Source organism: Serratia sp. FS14, from assembly GCF_000695995.1.
Classification (GTDB): domain Bacteria; phylum Pseudomonadota; class Gammaproteobacteria; order Enterobacterales; family Enterobacteriaceae; genus Serratia; species Serratia nematodiphila.
Genome location: NZ_CP005927.1, coordinates 1,059,014 through 1,076,967, shown reverse-complemented (window position 1 = coordinate 1,076,967; position 17,954 = coordinate 1,059,014). Strand labels below are relative to the sequence as shown.

At 54.5% G+C, this 17,954-nt stretch carries 15 protein-coding genes and 1 tRNA gene; 4 read left to right on the top strand and 12 right to left on the bottom strand.

Going from position 1 to position 17,954, the window contains the following annotated elements; translation table 11 throughout:
* Positions 1–10: 10 nt before the first annotated feature.
* From L085_RS04950 to L085_RS04915, 9 genes are all read right to left on the bottom strand, one after another.
* On the bottom strand, positions 11–3,292 hold the full coding sequence (locus L085_RS04950) for a type I restriction endonuclease subunit R (protein WP_044030209.1): 3,282 nt from the start codon (positions 3,290–3,292) through the stop codon (positions 11–13).
* Positions 3,292–3,582 carry a hypothetical protein gene (locus L085_RS04945; protein ID WP_044030208.1) on the bottom strand — a complete coding sequence of 97 codons (291 nt, stop codon included), beginning with the start codon at positions 3,580–3,582 and terminating at the stop codon, positions 3,292–3,294. Before L085_RS04945 ends, L085_RS04950 begins: the two co-directional genes overlap by 1 nt.
* On the bottom strand, positions 3,579–4,721 hold the full coding sequence (locus L085_RS24365) for a restriction endonuclease subunit S (protein WP_071841598.1): 1,143 nt from the start codon (positions 4,719–4,721) through the stop codon (positions 3,579–3,581). The genes L085_RS04945 and L085_RS24365 overlap by 4 nt, the downstream gene beginning before the upstream one ends.
* Entirely contained in the window at positions 4,711–6,234 is a 1,524-nt protein-coding gene (locus L085_RS04935; protein WP_044030206.1) for a type I restriction-modification system subunit M, read from the bottom strand. The genes L085_RS24365 and L085_RS04935 overlap by 11 nt, the downstream gene beginning before the upstream one ends.
* A gap of 3 nt (positions 6,235–6,237) precedes the next feature.
* Entirely contained in the window at positions 6,238–6,819 is a 582-nt protein-coding gene (locus L085_RS04930) for a restriction endonuclease subunit S (protein WP_044031928.1), read from the bottom strand.
* 654 nt (positions 6,820–7,473) lie between these two features.
* Complete coding sequence (locus L085_RS04925; RefSeq protein ID WP_044030204.1) at positions 7,474–8,688, bottom strand: integrase arm-type DNA-binding domain-containing protein; 1,215 nt, start codon at positions 8,686–8,688, stop codon at positions 7,474–7,476.
* Between the two features lie 244 nt (positions 8,689–8,932).
* Positions 8,933–9,027, bottom strand: a tRNA-Sec gene (locus L085_RS25485).
* Positions 9,028–9,125: 98 nt separating this feature from the next.
* A complete protein-coding gene (locus L085_RS04920; RefSeq protein WP_044030203.1) occupies positions 9,126–10,469 on the bottom strand; it encodes an esterase-like activity of phytase family protein in 1,344 nt (447 codons plus the stop codon).
* Between the two features lie 75 nt (positions 10,470–10,544).
* Positions 10,545–11,660: a cyanate transporter gene (locus L085_RS04915; RefSeq protein ID WP_343309677.1), complete on the bottom strand. Its 1,116-nt coding sequence runs from the start codon at positions 11,658–11,660 to the stop codon at positions 10,545–10,547.
* Between the two features lie 210 nt (positions 11,661–11,870).
* Between L085_RS04915 and L085_RS04910 the strand changes: the two genes are divergently transcribed.
* Entirely contained in the window at positions 11,871–12,725 is an 855-nt protein-coding gene (locus L085_RS04910) for a LysR family transcriptional regulator (protein WP_044030200.1), read from the top strand.
* Positions 12,726–12,731: 6 nt separating this feature from the next.
* Here L085_RS04910 and L085_RS25680 read toward each other — a convergent pair whose 3' ends face one another.
* Both L085_RS25680 and L085_RS04900 read right to left on the bottom strand, forming a co-directional pair.
* Complete coding sequence (locus L085_RS25680) at positions 12,732–13,013, bottom strand: hypothetical protein (protein ID WP_226988571.1); 282 nt, start codon at positions 13,011–13,013, stop codon at positions 12,732–12,734.
* 107 nt (positions 13,014–13,120) lie between these two features.
* Positions 13,121–13,570: a nucleotidyltransferase domain-containing protein gene (locus L085_RS04900; RefSeq protein ID WP_226988570.1), complete on the bottom strand. Its 450-nt coding sequence runs from the start codon at positions 13,568–13,570 to the stop codon at positions 13,121–13,123.
* Positions 13,571–13,947: 377 nt separating this feature from the next.
* On the opposite strand from L085_RS04900, the gene L085_RS04895 reads away from it, so the two are divergent.
* From L085_RS04895 to L085_RS04885, 3 genes are all read left to right on the top strand, one after another.
* A complete protein-coding gene (locus L085_RS04895; RefSeq protein ID WP_044030198.1) occupies positions 13,948–15,336 on the top strand; it encodes an amidohydrolase family protein in 1,389 nt (462 codons plus the stop codon).
* 100 nt (positions 15,337–15,436) lie between these two features.
* The gene (locus tag L085_RS04890) at positions 15,437–15,988 is read left to right on the top strand and encodes an isochorismatase family protein (RefSeq protein WP_004934049.1); all 552 of its coding nucleotides are present in this window, start codon (positions 15,437–15,439) and stop codon (positions 15,986–15,988) included.
* 2 nt (positions 15,989–15,990) lie between these two features.
* The gene (locus tag L085_RS04885; RefSeq protein WP_044030197.1) at positions 15,991–16,914 is read left to right on the top strand and encodes a helix-turn-helix domain-containing protein; all 924 of its coding nucleotides are present in this window, start codon (positions 15,991–15,993) and stop codon (positions 16,912–16,914) included.
* Here the strand turns inward: L085_RS04885 and L085_RS04880 are convergent.
* Positions 16,909–17,901 (bottom strand): acyltransferase, encoded by a 993-nt coding sequence (locus L085_RS04880; RefSeq protein ID WP_044030196.1) that lies wholly within the window; start codon positions 17,899–17,901, stop codon positions 16,909–16,911. The two genes, L085_RS04885 and L085_RS04880, sit on opposite strands and share 6 nt — an antisense overlap.
* Positions 17,902–17,954 lie beyond the last annotated feature (53 nt).

Genomic DNA, 17,954 nt, shown 5'->3' with positions numbered 1-17,954 from the left:
TGGGCACAGCTTATACTCCACTCAATCCGACACGGGTAATTTGTACAATCATCTCGACGATCTTCTTCGCCTGGTCCATTCCGCCGCCAATGGCTTTGCACTCTTTGAACATCAATGGCAGCAGCTTTTTCCTGATATCTGCTTCAATGTTCTGCGGGTTTATTGAGTTTTCAGCCACCGAGGTTTCGACTGAACGGTCCACATCAAACGCCAGTTTTATCCATTTATCCTGAACTTGCGAATCGGTAATCGAGAAAACCTCAGGCAGAATTTTTTTGAATACGCCAAAGTAAGCCTGAGCATGGTGGTTGCCGGCGAATGCATCTGGAATATCATTCAAGCGGCGTTCCTGCACCTGTTCTTCAAACTCACGGAAGAGCATGTATTGCTTGAGCGGATGTTCGAATAACTTCTCGGCTTCTTCAATAGCTTGCCGTAATAGCTTAGAGAACGCCTCCTGCGCATAGGGATCATCACGCAGTTCTTGCTCGATCATACGAGTAACACGCGTTTTTATGATGTCGGTTTCGTTGCGGGTTTTATCTTCGCTCCACTCTTCTGGCTGCGCTTGCCCCATCTTGTTTACTTCGTAAACACCATCAGGTTCCCGAACCTCCACGCCAACAACATGCTTATCGAGTAACTTTTTGACCTGCTCGGCATACTCATCATAGTCGATACGCTCACCGGCATCTTGCTGCACTAACTGGCGCAAACTGGAGAATTGCTTCACCGTCTCTTTGTAATGACGGCGGTCATCTTCACTGAAGCTCTTGTCTTCAAAGAAAGTGGCTGATTGCAATGCAACTTTCAAACAGCTGGCAAACTCAGTCAGTGCCTCGTAGAAGTCTTCACGCACTTTCAGGTGCACATCAACCAGTTCGCCATTTTTTTCTTCAATGCGTGGTACCAGTACCTGGCGCAGTTGCTCGGTATCTTGTCTGTTCCTTACACCGTCAAAAATTGCCCACAGATTTTTATAGAGCTGCGGTAGACGTTTGTATTCGGTGCTCATCTGATTATAAAGCCCGGCGAGATCGTCAATCTCATAGCCACCCTGGGTGCGGGATGCGAGTTTCTGGTACTTCTCTATGGTAGTATCCAACTCTTTAAGAATGCCACGATAGTCTATGAGCAGACCGAATTTCTTCTTAGGGTGCAAACGGTTAACTCGTGCTATCGCCTGGATAAGGTTGTGCCCTTTAAGCTGCTTATCTATGTAAAGCACGGCGTTCTTGGGCTCATCAAAGCCGGTTAGCAGCTTATCTACCACGATCAGCAATTTCAGCGAGTCGTCTTTATCAAAGCGGTCTATCACATTTCTGGTGTAGGATTGTTCATCCTGCTGTCCAACATTCTCTTTCCACCATTTAACCACTTCAGGTGCGGTAGATTCATCAACGTCGGTGTTGCCTTCACGTGTGTCAGGGGCGCTGATCACCACCGCGGATTCAAACAGCCCGGCCTCATCCAGGTATTTCTTGTACTTGATGGCAGCAGCTTTGCTGTCGCAAGCAAGCTGACCTTTTAAACCATCGTCGATATTTTTCACAAAGTGGTTCGCAACATCTAATGCAATCAGGCGAATACGATCGTCTGCAGTGTAGATCTGGCCCTTACTGGCATACTTGCGCTTAAGATCGGTTTTTTGCTTGTCACTCAACCCTTCAGTGATCCTCTCAAACCAGCTATCAAGTGCACGTTCGTTCACTTCCAAATCAGGAATGCGCTCTTCGTAGAGCAATGGGGTAACAGCTTTATCATCCGTTGCCCGCTGCATCGTATAAGCATGGATAATAGAACCAAATTTTTTGGTCGTTTTATCTTCTTTCAATAATGGAGTACCCGTAAAGGCTACGAATGCGGCTCTCGGTAACGCCTGCGTCATCCGGATATGGTTTTCACCACCTTGGCTACGATGACCTTCATCAATCAACACGATAATATCTGCGCTGGTGTTGATGCATTCAGGCTGCCTGATCGCGGTATTAAATTTCTGTATCAACGAGAAAATAATGCGCTCAGTGCCCTTACCTATTTGCTCTGCCAAACGCCTGCCAGATGTCGCGATCGCCGCTGACTTGTCTCTCTTCCCGGAGAGCTCTCCACTGGAGATAAAGGTGCGGCTAAGCTGGTTTTCCAAATCGACGCGGTCGGTAACCACCACAATGCGGCATTGCTTTAAGCTTTCATGCAAGATTAGCGCTTTGCTCAGAAATACCATCGTCAATGACTTACCCGAACCGGTGGTATGCCAAATAACGCCACCTTCACGGCTACCATCAGGTCTTTTGGTATTGATACGCTCAATCAAGCGTTTGATGCCAAACACTTGCTGATAGCGAGCAACAACCTTGCCGACTTTTTTATCAAACAGCGTATAAAAGCGAACCATATCCAGCAGACGTTCAGGCAACAATAGGCTGATTAACAGCTTATCTTGCCCGGTAACGGCCAACTCACCCGCAGCTACCAAACCTTGGTACCAGTCTCTGGCCGCTACTGGCCGATGATCAAATAACTTATCTAGCTGTTCAGGCAGAAGTTTTTGGTTCTTGATGACATACATTTCAGCATCAGAGAGGTCCTCTTCACGCCAGGCGGCCCAGAATTTAGCCGATGTTCCACAGGTACCATACCGACCATCATGGCCATTAATCGACAACAGCAACTGGCTGTAGACAAAAAGGCGTGGAATTTCATCGTGCCGCTGATTGCGGAGAGTTTGTGATATCCCTTCACCAATGGTTGGCACCTTTTTAGCTTTACCATCCGGACGTTTGGCCTCAATGACCACCAGTGGAATACCGTTCACAAAGCAGACGATATCTGGTCTACGTGATTCAACACCGTTAGCCCGCGTTACCGTGAACTCCTCGGTAAAGACAAAGCTGTTATTCGTTGGATGATGCCAATCGATTAAGGAAATGGTTGGGTTCGCCTTTTTACCATCAATAAACTCGGTAACGGAAATCCCATACATCAAGTGGTTATAAAGACGCTCATTGGCAGTGAGTAAGCCCTGATTCAGGGCCGGGCTGTTGACTTCAGCAATCAGATTATCAATAGCCTTGTCAGAAAGGGAATATTCCTGCCCACCAAACGTAAAAGTACGCTTTGCCAGTTGCTCCCTGAGCAGGTGCGTCAACACAACCTGATCGGGTTTACCTGCTCGGGTAGCCAGAGCCTCTTCAGGAGAAAGATAAGACCAGCCAAGGTTATTCAGCAGCGCCAAAGCCGGAAGCTTAGCACTGTATTCTTCCTGAAATTTTGGGGCATGTTGAGTGCTCATTATACTCCCTTGTAGTGCTCTATCTCTTTGGAAAAATGACGTTTTCCTTCCTGACGAACTATACGGATTATTCGCATGATTGAATTTTGAACAAGTTCACCTTCTGCAAAGATATTGATTAGATGTTCATTGATAGCACTAACATTTTTGTCGTCTAGCTCGGCCATGGATGCCTGACTGAACCAGAGCGTGTCTGACTGGAAGGGGCATTCAATGCGGGCACGGCCATCATCGCACTGAAACAACGGGAACACACTCACCAGGACTTGAGGTAGATGTTTATCCGTCATGCGGCCTCCGCTTTTACCCGTCGCTTACCGGTGAGCAGTTGCTGCATGAGGGCTTTTTTTTCTTGTTTAAGGTAAAAGAGTTTTTGTTGTAAGGTTTCATTTTGTTGATCAAAAACAGAGAGTACAGATGCTATTTTAATTTGCTCAGAAATTGATGGCATATTGAGCTTTATTTTCTTTATCGCCTTTCCGACAATTTGAGGTTGAGCAGAACCAGAAATCACATCTTTAAACCCTCTAAACTTCAAGAGTTGATATAAAAAAAGATATGAATTTTCATTCTCATCAATACTATCTAAACACATTGAATTCCCCGTAATATAACTTCTCCCTGGAATTAATGAAACTTCACCACATGTTGACCCCCGGCAGGTAACCGCTACAGTTTCGCACTCATGGTTATATGTTGAATAATAACCTATGAAACCGTTAGCACCATATACAGGATATCCAGAATCAACTAAATCAGATGATGATATCGTTACCCATTGCTGCGGTTGGCATATATCACCAAGATATACTTCTTTCCATTCCCCACTAAATTCCGGAAAACGCTTCTTACCGGTTAAAAGCTGTTGCATCAGTTTTTTTTTCTGCTGCTGGATATTGGTAAGCAGTTGTTCAGTAGTAGTGATAGCCTTATCCCAGGTGCAAAGGATTTGGGCGATTTTTTTTTGCTCAAAAATAGGGGGGACTGGAACCTGAATTGATTTTACTATTCCAGCACTTAGATTTTCTTGACCGCCACTATTAGACATTTCTCGGATATTTTCATACTGGTGTATCAGAAATTGATAGTAATAATCGATGTCATATCCTTCCTTCAGAAGGATTGCTGCACACGCTTGATTAGTTGTTGCCTCTATCCCTAACTTTGCAACTTGTCCTCGGGTTTTCCCTTGTCCATACATTGCCATGAGAATAGTGTCTTTGGGAAATAGCTTTGCTGATGAATTAGTTAATCCATCTACCGTTATCTTCTCAGCAGTATCAATAATTGTTTTAAATTGAACTTCAGCTGTTGTAACCCAAGGGATATTACCATTCCAATAGGACGCATTTTTACGACTTGGCGTTCCCCCTGAGGAGACTGTAGCAATTTTTTCTATTGTACTTAATTGCCATCCTTCAGGCATCATAACCCAACTCCTCTAGGTACTGCGCCATTTTTACTTCCAGCTCAGCCATCCGTGTTAACAATTGCTGACGCTCGGCACGGACTATCATCAGATCAATTTCCTTTTCCTCTTCAAAAGTATCGACATAACGTGGAATGTTCAGATTGTAATCGTTGTCACAGATCTCCTGCAGACTAGCAAGATGAGCATATTTCTCGACGTTATCACCATCACGGTAAGTTTTAACGATTTTGGCAATATTTTCCTGACTTAATCGATTCTGATTCTTACCCGGTTCAAACTCACGGCTAGCATCGATAAACAACACATTATTGTCTACCTTTTGCTTTGTAAAGATCAGAATTGCAGCTGGAATACCCGTGCCATAAAACAGTTTTTCGGGTAACCCAATCACCGCATCCAGCAGGTTTTCTTCAATCAGCTTCTGACGGATTTTGCCTTCACTAGAACCTCGGAACAGCACGCCATGGGGAACGACCACCCCCATACGTCCAGTTTTCGGCTTCATGGTTTCGATCATATGCAAAATAAAGGCGTAATCACCCTTAGTTTTTGGCGGCAAACCACGGCGGAAACGACCAAATTTATCGTTTTCCACGTCATCATGCCCCCACTTATCCAGCGAGAACGGAGGGTTAGCGGTAACCACATCAAACAGCATCAAATCGCCGTTTTTATCCAGCAATTTGGGGTTACGGATGGTGTCGCCCCATTCGATTTTGTGGTTATCCTCACCATGCAGAAACATATTCATTTTCGCCAGCGACCAGGTTGAACCTATCGCTTCCTGACCATAGAGCTCATACTGTTTAGAGCTATGATGCTGTACTACCTTGCGACCACATTTCATCAACAAAGACGCGGAACCACAGGCTGGATCGCAAATAGTGTCGCCAGGTTGAGGATCTAACAGTTCCGCAATCAGTTCTGACACTTCCGGCGGGGTATAGTACTCACCCGCCTTCTGACCACTGTTTGCAGCAAACTTTCCTATCAGGTATTCATACGCATTACCGATTATGTCCAGCCCGCCCACGCGGCTAGGCTTAAGGTTCAGCTCTGGATTAGCGAACTCCACTAACAGGTCTTTGAGGATCCCGTTCTTTTGCTTCTCTTCACCTAGTTTATCGGTGTTGAAAGTAATGTCCTGGAAAACACTTTTCCCTGCATCTTTCAGCTTAGTACCGTTAGCTTCTTCAATCGCGTGAAGGGCTTCATCAATACGCTCGCCGTTACCAGGTTCATTACGACGTTCGTAAAGCGCATAAAAACTGGCCTCTTTTGGCAGAACGAATCGTTCGTTCCTCATCATTTCTTCGATCAGTTCCGGCTCGTCACCATACTCTTTTTTGTATCCATCATAGTGATCCTGCCACACATCAGAAATGTACTTCAGGAACAACATGGTAAGGATAAAGTCTTTATAGGTATCCGGACTGATAGTGCCGCGGAAGATATCGCATACGCCCCATAGCACCCTGTTAATACGGTCTTGATCGATTTTGTTGCTCATAACCTATTTATCCTTAAGTAATTTTTGCAAAATACCAAGCTCAAGCTGGCGGCGGTTTTTTTGTAACTTACTGATAAGTTTATCTTCTTCCTGCCAGACTCGTTGGAGCTCAATAAGTTGTCGTTGCGTATGCGCAGGTGGAACAGGAATCTCCACATCCAACAATGCCGCTTTAGTAATAAGCTGGATGTTTGTACCACTACGATTAAACATCTGTTGTGTCATCGGGTGGTTAAGTACCCAACACAGGTATTCAGGAGCTATCTCGCGCGCTTCCCTTCGAAGGGTAACGATCAGAAACTGGCTGGTAGCTACCACTGGGATTTCACTGCTATAGACAACCGCGACGTTCCGGTTACCTCTAGCGGCAACGACGATTTCGCCTTGCCTGAGAAAAGGTGGTTCAACACGCTGCTCCCAGCTTATCGCAGGTAAAGCCTCATAATCTTCCTGCCAACCCAGCTCGAGGTCCTTAATTTGTAATATGCGTACATCTCCGTCAGGCACTGGCTCTATTGCCCCTCGAAAGGTATAGCCAGACCGGACAGTAGCAATATCACCTAGCTTTCTTAATGTTGTTGGCATAAAGGCCTCGGTTAGGTGCACCATTCCAGGTGCACTTGTCGTCAAGTGGGGATTCAAGGGCCGGAGTTTTGAACCCATTAATGGCCCTTCTCTTGATATTCCATGCCCACTTCTACCGCTTTGCTCTCATTACGAAGGTATCATCACCATAACCAGAACACCCTCACGAACTTTCGCATCAATTTAGTTAGCGACAATGATCCATGCAAAGTCATAGCGTTAACATTGGGCTCTGCTGGGTTTGACGCGGTTGTCACGCGAAATGTAATAATCATATTTTGCACATCAAGAGAAATTTGATAATCTGTCATGGATTCGATCTCCTATCCGAGTTTAGACGCTTTGGGTTTGAGTCAACGCGACAGGTTGCCCCCTGTCGCACCACTCACATCACTGTCTGTACGACTGATACTGCAGTAAAAATGAGTTGGTAGAAGCATCATGAAATAAAAAAAGTGTATCGTCAACATCATTTTATCTACAGTACCATCTCTACAGACGGATGGCGTTTCACACTAAGCTACCAAAAAGAGCAATAAAGCAAGAAAGAAGTATCCATAAGAGACTGTTTTATCAAAAAAATTATTTTCCTCATTGAACTTCACAAATAAAAGAATCTCCTTTCCCAGCACCTAGCTGAAGTCAAAAAAAATTTTATGCCGTTTTGCTAAACGAACCAGCAAGTACGTTTCCAGCACTCGCAAGCCCATCAATATAGTCCCCATACCACTGCATCATCTCCCGTCTTCCCTCCAGGTAATGCGCATGGTTGTACGTGCCGCGAATCGCATTCTTATCCACATGAGCAAGCTGCGTCTCTATCCACGCCGAGTTGAACCCCTGCTCGTGCAAGATCGTGCTCATCGTGTGGCGGAAGCCGTGTCCTGTCAGCCTCCCTTTATAACCCAGTAACTCAATAACCTGATTAACGCTTTCCTTTGAGATCGGCTTTGTCCGGTCATTTCTTCCAACAAATACCAACGGATACATGCCGGTAATCGGCTTCAGCGACTGAAACAGCTCCACAACCTGCTCTGACAGCGGAACGATATGGGGCCGTTTCATCTTCATCACTTCAGGGGGGATCTCCCAGAGACGCTTCTCAAAGTCGATATCCTGCCAACGCGCAAAGCGTAGTTCCTGGGTACGAACCCCCGTCAGCATGATGATTTGCGTCGCCGTTTTAGTAATCACACTGCCAGTATACCCGGCCAGATCCTTGATGAAATAAGGAAGTTCTTCTGCGGTAAGGAAGGGAAAATGAGTTTTCTTTGGCGTTGCCAAGGCTGTCGCCAGATCGGGGGCCGGATTGTATTCCGCGCGCCCGGTCACAATGGCATAGCGAAACACTTCGCCGCAGCGCTGGCGTACTTTGCGCATCTTCTCCAATGCACCACGCTTCTCCAAACGCCGGAGCGTTTCAAGCAGCTCCATTGGCTTGACCTCAGCTATCGGGCGTCGGCCAAGGTAAGGGAATATGTCTTTCTCAAAGGTATCAATTATTTCATCACGATAGCGTAACGACCAGCGATCGGCCTTTTGCTTGTGCCACTCACGGGCAATAGCTTCAAACGTGTTCTCAGTAGAGAGCTTTTGTGCCAGCTTATCCGCCTTCTTTACCTCACCAGGATCACCTCCTGCAGCCAGAATTTTGCGCGCATCATCTCTCTTTTGGCGTGCGTCGGCTAAAGAGACATCCGGATAAACGCCGATCGACAGCATCTTTTCCTTGCCGACAAAACGGTACTTCAGCCGCCAGTATTTTGAGCCATTCGGTTTGACCAGCAGATACATACCGCCACCGTCAGTAAGCTTGTAAGCCTTTTCCGTCGGCTTGGCCGATTTCACCTTGATATCCGTAAGAGGCATAGCATCTCCATTGAAAATATAAATAGCGACTTGATGTATTGGCACTGCCAAATCAGAGGGAAAGGGGGGTACAGCATGTTCTGGGGGTGCCAAAAAAGAGCATACAATTTTACACCCCCTAAAGCACCCCCAAATATTTATTGATGTAGATAGAACCCGGTTGAGCTCCAGAGATAGTAATGAGCATTTAATCCAGTGATTACAGGGGGTTTGTTGAGTTCAGGAGAGTGTGGGAGATATTGATTGGCGGAAGATCACAGGAGTCGAACCTGCCCAGGACCGCTGGCGGCCCCAACCGGATTTGAAGTCCGGCCGCCCCACCGGGGACGAGGATCTTCCTTGGAGAAGAGAAGAAGCAAGGCGCTGATTATAGCGCAGTTTGTTCGCTGCGCTAAGCGGGAAATGGCGGCCGCCGGCGATTCGGCGGCCGGGGAGAGCTACTTCAGGAAATCCTTCACGTCCAACAGGATGAACTCGTTGTCATCCGCCATATTGGGCTGGCGGCTGGAGGAGAAAGGGAAGTTGTTGTCGTTGCCGACGATGATGTGGTTGGCGTCCACCACGTCCACGTTCTCGATGGTGAAGAACGGGAAGGTCAGCACGCCGTCGTTCAGCGGCTTGCGCGCCAGCTTGTTCGGATCCTGAATGTTCATCAGGTCGATATAACCCAGTTTCTCGACCGGTTTGCCGACGTTGGCGTCCGAGAAAGCGATTTTATACACTCGCTTGAACTTGGCTACCTGGCTGAAGCAGTTGTCGGTTGGCGCACCGGCGGCGCAGGCTTTGTCCGGCGTGCCTTCGCCGTTGTCGCGCTCGATCACCAGCCCGTGGGTGGCGTCGATCATGTTGAAATCGCCGATGGCGTTTTGGTTTTCTTCTAGCACGTACTGCCAGCTGCGGCCGGTCCAGGCCTGCCGTTTGACGTCGAACTCCAGCACCCGCAGGTAGCGTTTGCCGCCGACGTTCTCGAACTGCTCGCCGTCCCACAACGCCCCTTCCAGCAGCGGGTACAGCTTGCTGCCGTCCGGCGAGGCGGCCATGCCTTCAAAGCCCTTGGAACGCGCCACCTGGAAGTTTTGCTTGCCGTCCGGCGCGCCCGGCAGGGTCAGCGTCGGGTTGTCCGGCGATTTCACTACTTTGCCATCCACCTGGGTGTCGAACACCGCCAGCACTTTGCCGTTCAGGTCGGCCTTGATCAGGTAAGGCCCAAATTCTTCTCCGATCCATAAGGCATCGTCGGCAAACTGGAAGCTTTCCGGATCGAAATCGCTGCCGGTCAGATAGCGCTGCTCGGTGCTCTCGTTGATGATGTGGAACGGCACCTTTTTATCCGGATCGTGCAGGAACACTGTCTTCAGCGGCGCAACCGTGCCGTCTTTGAAATCGATCTTGTAGTGGTTGAGGTACAGCATAGCGTCCGGGGAGTTGGCCTTGCTGCCGAAACCGTTGTCGGTCAGCACCCAGTAGGTGCCGTCGGGCATGTGTTTGATGCCGGAGTGGCCCTGCAGCGGCTGGCCGTTGATCGGCAGGCCGATCCCGGTCAGGCGGTCGGCCGATTTGCCCGCCACGCTGCCCAGCTCGGTGACGCGTTTGCCGCTGGTGTATTTGCCGCTCTGTTGCAGATCGCTCGGTGCATCTTTCGGCGTGGAAACGGCGGATTTTACCGGCAGCAGCGCATGCCCGGCCAGCGTCGCCTGCACCGGCTGCGCCTCGGCCCACAGGTTGGCGCTCAGCGCCATGCAGCCGACCAGCAGCGCCAGCCGGGTTTTGGTGTTGTGCATGTCATTGTCCCTTTTCGTTGTTATCGCCCAGAAGTAAAAGCAACGTCACTATAGGGAGCGGCAATGACAGAAATATTATTCGGCGAACGCCCGCCGGTAGCTGTGCGGGTGGAAGCGCCAGGTAATGGCGATCAGCACTACCACCAGCAGCGCGTGGATCTGCCAGTCCAGCACGAAGCCGCCGCTGTAGTCGCGCAGCAGGCCGGAGAGGTAGGGCGTCACGCCCGCCAGCAGGAAGCCGACGCCCTGCATAAAGGCCACCAGCCGCCCTGCCGCCGCCGGCTGGTGCAGGTGATCGAGCGCCAGCACCAGGCACAGCGGGAACGCGCCGCCCAGCCCCAGCCCGGAAACCAACACCCACAGCCACGGCAGCGTTTGCGGCAGGTAAATCAGGCCGATAAAGCCGATCAGTTGCATCATCAAGGCCAGCAGCAGCAGCGGCCGCCGGTCATGATTGCGCGCCAGCGCCGGCAGCAGCAGCGCGCCCATCACCTGGCCGAAGGTCATCAGCGCCAGCAGCGAACCGCTGGCCTGCGGCTGCCAGCCGAGCTGCATGTAATACGGCGGCAGCCAGGCGATCAGGCTGGTATAGCCGCCGTTGATCAGGCCGAAATAGGCGCCGAGCAGCCAGGCGCGCCGGTTGCGCAGCAGGCTTGGGCCGCGGTGTTCTCCCGCCGCGCCCAGGCGAGACAGCCCGCGGCTGACCGGCCACCAGGCCAGCAGCGCCACCAGGGCCGGCAACGCCCACCAGGCCAGCGCGCTGTGCCAGTCATGCCCCGCGCTCATCAGCCATGGGGTGATCGCCGCACCCAGCCCGCCGCCGCCCATCAGCGCCGCCGACCACAGCCCGGCCACCAGCGCCATGCTTTTAAGGAAGTGATGCTTGATGATGCCGGGCATCACCGCCTGGATCACCCCGATGCCGAGCCCGCCCAGCACCGCGCTCATCAGCAGTTGCACGCTGCCGGGGGCCAGTTCGCGCCAAAGCGCGCCCAGCCCGATCGCCAGCAGGCTCAACACCACGGCGCTGCGTTCGCTGAACAGTCGGTTGATGGCGCCGCCCGCCAGCGCCATCAGCCCCATCATCAGCACCGGCAGCGTGGTCAGCAGCGCCGCGCCGCCAAAACTCAGCCCGGTGGCCTGGCGCAACGTCGGCAGTAACGGGCCGATCGAAGTCAACAGCGGCCTCATGTTCAGGCCGATCAACACCAGCGCCAGCAACAGAGGATTGAGCCAGCGACGTGGAGAAGGTGAATTAACAGAATGATTTAACACGGTATATTCCTGGTACTGCGAAATGAAGAGTGCGGCGTCACAGTGCGATCGCCGCAGCGTTGCGTTACTGTAGGTAACGCCGCTAGTATTGGGAAATTAAATAATAAAATAGCCAACAGTGGGAAAATGAATCGTTACCCGATGTTCAATCCGCAGCTGCTGCTCAGCTTCGTCGCCGTGTGCGACAGCAACAGCTTCACCCGCGCCGCAGAGCGGGTGTTTTTGTCGCAGTCCACCGTCAGCCAGCAGGTGCGCCGGCTGGAAGAGATGCTGGGCAAGCCGCTGTTTGAACGCTCCTCGCATCAGGTGCTGCTGACCGAAGAAGGCGTCAAGTTGTTGAGCTACGCGCGCCGCATCATCGCGCTGAATGAAGAAGCCCATGACGCGCTGACCGGCATCTGGCGCGACGGCGTGCTGCGGATCGGCATGCCGGAAGATTTCGCCGTGCCCACCACCGAGCTGCTGGCGGAATTCAGCCGCGAGCACCCGCACCTGCGGCTGGACGTCGCCAGTGGCCTGAGTGCCGATCTGCACAGCGCCTACGCGCGTGAAGAGCTGGATCTGATCCTGGTGAAGCAGCGCCGCCGGCAACCGCCGCGCGCCGCGCGGCCGGAACCGTTGCTGTGGCTGGACAGCCTGGCCTTCCCGGCCATCGAGCAATCGCCGGTGCCGCTGGCGGTGTTTCCACTGAACGGCCTGTACCGCGACGAGCTGTGCCAGGCGCTCGACAACCTCGGCAAACGCTGGCGCATCGGCTACAGCAGCGCCAGCCTGGCGGCGTTAACCGCCGCCTCCGCCGCCGGGCTGGGCGTCACCCTGCTGCCGGCCGGCTGCCGTCTGCCCGCGCATCGGGTGCTGGGCGAAGCCGAAGGATTGCCGCCGATAGACAGCTTCGAACTGGCGCTCTACTACCGCGACGGCGCCCCCGCCGCCACGCTGGCGCTGGCCCAGCGGCTGACGGTGTTTTGCGGGTTGAAGTGAGATCGCTTACGCCACTATCTGCGGGTATTCACGCTGCAGCCAGTCGATAATCCGTACCCACAGCGCTTCGGTCTGCTCAAGGCAAGCCTGTACCGCCGCGTCCGTCACCAAATCGCCGGAGTAATCCGCCACATGGCGCTGCTTTCGCAATGCATCCAGGCAGATCATTGCCCCGCGCGGCAACCCTACGGTGAGCGGCAACGTTTGGATCATGGTCTGGTGATGACCGGGTTTGCTGGTCAGCGTACGGTACCCCTTGGCTTGTAAAGCGGCATTAGCCATTTGCATGATCGCCTTATATGCCGTGTCGAAACGGCTCTCATTGCTGAGCTGAGTGATACCCGCATCGCATCGGTTGCGCGGCGGCGGCCAGCAATTTTTTAATCGCCCCTGCGTCAGGCGTTATCACCTCCAGTCCCAGCCCGACCAGATTGTCCAGCGTCATCCTTGTCTCCCGCAATCCAAAGTTGGGGTTTCTGCATAATGTCCTGTATAAACGCGGAGTTCTCGGCCAAAGCCGCCCGCCACTCTTCCGGCGAGTACAGTTTGGGGTTAATTTCCCGACCCAGCGTTTCCTGCAGCGGGTAAACCGCCTGAACCACATCCGCAAAAGACAGTTTACCGACGATCAACACATCGATATCACTGGCCGCCGTCGCTTTGCCACTGGCGACGGAACCAAAAATAAAGGCCCGTTCAATAGCTGCGCCAAACTCTGCCAATGCCTGCCTTAAGCGCTCCGCAGGCCCGCAAGCCTTGCGGAAAATAGCCGCCAGCTCTGGGAAAATCAGGCAATCAGCGTTGGCCTGATAGCAAATTTGGTTGCCCTGCCGCTGCCTGAGCAAAATGCCCCCTCAGCCAGCCTGCTCAACTCTTTATGTAAAGTACCGGCCTGAGTTGCGGTACGCCGCGCAATTTCCCGCACGTGAAACGCTCGCCCGGGCTCAATAAACAGCAGGCTTAGCACTTTTCTACGGTATTCGCTGAACAGCAGTTCGAGCATCGGATCGTGCATCACGCTAACCTCAATGTAGCTTTAATGACTACGAATGTAGCTATTAAAGCTACGAAAGGGCAAGCCAGGAAAGCCATTCAACCGGCGCACGCCGGTCATTACCAAATCGAATAGTCACCAGTGGCAAATGTCGCTGCCAACCGGCAGCTTCCTCTCCTAAATTGGGGGATGTTTTCACTCCCTCACCTCTGGATTAAGGAACCGAACGTGGAAAACCCTCAACAACCGGGCCGCAGAGCCTTCCTCAGCCAAACCGGCAAACTCACCACCGCCTGCGCGGTGATCGGCCTGACCGGTGGCGTGGCACAGGCCGCGTCTCCTGGCGGCGAGCAGTGTGCGCCAACGCCGATGACCCTGACCGATCGCCACTACTGCCTGAGCGAGGTGCGGCTGGAAGACGGCTTTGAATACGACGGCGACACGGTGATCGGCACCCGCACCGCGCTATACACGCTTGAGATCAAAGACGGCAAGATCGCCGCCATTCACGCCGCCAACGCCGCGTTGCCCGCCGGCGTGCCCCGCTATCAGGCGCAGGGCCGGCTGCTGCTGCCGGCGTTTCGCGATATGCACATCCACCTGGACAAAACCTTCTACAGCGGCCCGTGGCAAGCGCCGCGCCCGCGCCAGGGCAAAACCATCATGGACATGATCGCGCTGGAGCAGACGCTGATCCCGAAACTGCTGCCCACCTCGCAGCAGCGGGCGGAAAATCTGATCGCCTTGCTGCAGTCCAAAGGCAGCACCGTGGCGCGCAGCCACTGCAATATCGATCCGGTCAGCGGCCTGAAAAGCCTGGAGCACCTGCAGCGCGCGCTGGAAAACCACCGGGCGGACTTCAGCTGTGAAATCGTCGCCTTCCCGCAGCACGGCCTGCTGCACTCCAGGGTCGATGCGCTGATGCGCGAAGCGATGCAGATGGGCGTGCAGTACGTCGGCGGGCTCGATCCGACCAACGTCGACGGCGCGATGGAGAAATCGCTGGACGCCATGTTCCAGATCGCCCTCGATACCGGCAAAGGCGTGGATATCCACCTGCATGAAACCAGCCCGGCCGGGGTCGCCGCCATCAACTACATGATCGCCACCGTGGAGAAAAACCCGGCGCTGCGCGGCAAGGTCACCATCAGCCACGCTTTCGCCCTGACCACGCTGACGCCGGGCGAACTGGCGGAAACCGCCACCCGACTGGCGGCGCAGCAGATCACCATCGCCTCCACGGTGCCGATCGGCGGCCTGATGATGCCTCTGCCGCAGCTCAGCGAGAAAGGGGTGTTCGTGATGACCGGCACCGACAGCGTGATCGACCACTGGTCGCCGTTCGGCACCGGCGACATCCTGGAAAAGGCCAACCTGTACGCCCAGCTGTACCGCGGATCCGACGAGTATCACCTGTCGCGCGCCATGGCCATCGCCACCGGCGGCGTGCTGCCGCTGGACGAGAAGGGCCAGCGCGCCTGGCCGAAAGCCGGCGATGCCGCCGAGTTCGTGCTGGTCAACGCCAGCTGTTCCGCCGAGGCGGTCGCCCGCCTGCCGGCGCGCAGCGCCACCTTCCATCAGGGGCGCCTGGTGGCTGGCCAGGTGAGCAAAGCCTAAGGTCGGTCCGCTGTTGTCATCATGATGGCCGTTTTTGGCCTTCTGCCAGAGTAATGAGCGGCGCAATATGGTCGCTACACACACTGGCGGAGGGCCGAAAATGTCACAGAGCGCGTTATTGATCATCGATGTCCAGCAATCATTCCAGCACCGTCCATTCTGGCAGGAGGACGATCTGCCGGCGTTTCAACAGGCGCTGACCCGTCTGATCGCGGGCTGTCAGCAACGCGGCGCGGCGCTGGTCGACGTGCTGCACGTCTCGCCGCAGGGGCCGTTCTCGCTGGCTTCAGGCCACGTGCAGCGCCTGCCGTTCCTCACCCACCAGGCGGATATCACCGTGCATAAGCATGTACACAATGCGCTGACCGAATCCGGCCTCGACGCCTGGCTGCGCGAGCGGGATATCAACCACCTGATCATCTCCGGCATCCGCACCGAACAGTGCTGTGAAACCACCACCCGGGTGGCGTCCGATCTCGGTTATCGGGTGACCTTCGTCACCGAGGCGACGCTGACCTTCCCGATGCGCCATCCCGACGGTGAAGTCTTTACCCCCGCGCAGCTGAAGCGGCATACTGAAACCGTACTGGTCGATCGTTTCGCCCGCATCGCCAGCGTGGATGAGGCGCTGGCGCAACTCGCACAGGAGTAACCATGCCGCAGGCCGTCTATTTTCTGCTGTTGCCCAACGTACTGTCGCTCGACTTCAGCGGCCCGGCGGAAACCCTGCGCCTCGCCGGGTCGTTCAGCCTGCGTTACCTCAGCCCGGCGCCGCAGGTCGTCTGCTCCATCGGCATGACGCTGAGCGGCCTGCAGCCGTTGCCCGAACGCCTGGAAGACGGCGCCATTCTGGTGCTGCCGGGCGTCGGCGATTCGCAGCGCTATTTCGCCGGTGAAGAGGCCGAGCAGGCCCGCCGCTGGCTGGCGACGCTGCGGCCCGATCTGCAGCAGCAGCGCATCACCCTGGTGTGCATCTGTTCCGGCGCGCTGCTGGCGGCGCAGGCCGGGCTGCTCGACGGCTATCAGTGCACCACCCACCACGACGTCATCGAACGCATCCGCCTGCAGGCGCCAGCGGCGCAGGTGAAAGAGAACCGCATCTTCGTCGAAGACCGCGGCGTCTACACCAGCGCGGGCATCACCACCGGCATCGATTTGGCGCTGCATCTGGTTCACCGTCACTGCGGCTCCGGCCGGGCGCGCGACGTCGCACGCGACATGGTGGTTTATTTCCGCCGCGCCGGCGACGATCCGCAACTGTCGCCCTGGCTGCGTTACCGCAACCACCTGCACCCGGCGGTGCACCGCGCGCAGGACGTGATGGCCGCCGAGCCGGAAGCCGACTGGTCGGTGCCGCAGGTGGCGGAGAAGGCGCACGTCAGCAGCCGCCATCTGGCGCGGCTGTTTCGCAGCCACGTCGGCATCAGCGTACGGGAATATCATGAGCAGCTGCGGTTGGCGGTGGCGCAACAGCGCCTGCAGCAAGGGTATAGGTTGGAGAAGGCCGCGCTGGCGGCCGGTTTTTCTTCCGGGCGGCAGCTGCGCCGCGCCCAGCAGCGCCAGCGCTCGCCGCTATGACACCAGCCGGCGGGTATCCAGCCGCTGCAGGCCGACAGACAGCAGCAGGCTGAGCCCCAGCGCCACGCCGAACACCCAGAAGATATCCAGCAGCGGGTGGCCGGTGAAATCCAGGTGCCGATTGCGCATCACGTTAACGATAAGGGCGTGAAAACCGTAAATCGCCAGCGAATGGCGGGAAAACGCGCTCAGCCAGCCGATCGGCTGCGGCAGACAGTGTTTCACCCACACCAGCAGCGCCACCGCCGCCATAAACACCAGCGGGCCGCTGTAGATGTAGTAGGTATCGGCGAAGTTGCCGTTGATGAACAGCTGATGTTTGGTGCCGCGCGCGATCAGCGCCACGCACAGCGCAAATCCCAACGCCGCCAGCCAACCCACGGCGCGCCCGCGCGTCTCCATCATGCCAATCGCCCGCCCGGCCAACGCATACAGTAGGTAGTAGAAGGTATCGCCGTAGATATACAGGTTAACCGGCAGCAGGTGCGCGTTGCCGAAGGCCAGCTTGTCGGTATTCGGGTTGGCGATCGCCGCTAACACCACCAGCGCGGCGGCCAGGTAGCGACGCGACACCGGTTTAACGCTGATCAGCGGCGACAGCAAGTAAATCACCGCGATGGCGTAGAAAAACCACAGGTGGTAAAACACCGGCTTTTGCAGGATGCCGCGCAGCGACGGCCAGAAACCGATCTTGGTGAAGGCCGCGATATAGATCAGCGCGATGGCGCTGTAGAACAGAATGCAGCAGATGATGCGGGTGAAATGCCGCCGGCCGGCGCTCTTTTCGCCGAAGAACAGGTAGCCGGAAATCATAAAGAACAGCGGCACCGACACGCGCGACAGCGAGTTCAGTACGTTGGCGATGTCCCAGTTGTGCAACCCTATCGCCGCGCCGTTGGTGACGTAATAGGTGGTGGCGTGGATCATCACCACCATCATGCACGCCATCGCCCGCAGGTTGTCTATCCAGCCGATTTTCTCGCTCAAACGCTCGCCCGATCTTATGTCATATTGATATGTTAAGAAGAGGTTATCGGGCA

What these genes read in the sequence shown, in the direction of transcription:
- L085_RS04950 (WP_044030209.1), bottom strand. Translation starts at nt 3,292, where the DNA reads ATGAGCACTCAACATGCCCCAAAATTTCAGGAAGAATACAGTGCTAAG.
- L085_RS04945 (WP_044030208.1), bottom strand. Translation starts at nt 3,582, where the DNA reads ATGACGGATAAACATCTACCTCAAGTCCTGGTGAGTGTGTTCCCGTTG.
- L085_RS24365 (WP_071841598.1), bottom strand. Translation starts at nt 4,721, where the DNA reads ATGATGCCTGAAGGATGGCAATTAAGTACAATAGAAAAAATTGCTACA.
- L085_RS04935 (WP_044030206.1), bottom strand. Translation starts at nt 6,234, where the DNA reads ATGAGCAACAAAATCGATCAAGACCGTATTAACAGGGTGCTATGGGGC.
- L085_RS04930 (WP_044031928.1), bottom strand. Translation starts at nt 6,819, where the DNA reads ATGCCAACAACATTAAGAAAGCTAGGTGATATTGCTACTGTCCGGTCT.
- L085_RS04925 (WP_044030204.1), bottom strand. Translation starts at nt 8,688, where the DNA reads ATGCCTCTTACGGATATCAAGGTGAAATCGGCCAAGCCGACGGAAAAG.
- L085_RS04920 (WP_044030203.1), bottom strand. Translation starts at nt 10,469, where the DNA reads ATGCACAACACCAAAACCCGGCTGGCGCTGCTGGTCGGCTGCATGGCG.
- L085_RS04915 (WP_343309677.1), bottom strand. Translation starts at nt 11,660, where the DNA reads ATGAGGCCGCTGTTGACTTCGATCGGCCCGTTACTGCCGACGTTGCGC.
- L085_RS04910 (WP_044030200.1), top strand. Translation starts at nt 11,871, where the DNA reads ATGAATCGTTACCCGATGTTCAATCCGCAGCTGCTGCTCAGCTTCGTC.
- L085_RS25680 (WP_226988571.1), bottom strand. Translation starts at nt 13,013, where the DNA reads ATGCAAATGGCTAATGCCGCTTTACAAGCCAAGGGGTACCGTACGCTG.
- L085_RS04890 (WP_004934049.1), top strand. Translation starts at nt 15,437, where the DNA reads ATGTCACAGAGCGCGTTATTGATCATCGATGTCCAGCAATCATTCCAG.
- L085_RS04885 (WP_044030197.1), top strand. Translation starts at nt 15,991, where the DNA reads ATGCCGCAGGCCGTCTATTTTCTGCTGTTGCCCAACGTACTGTCGCTC.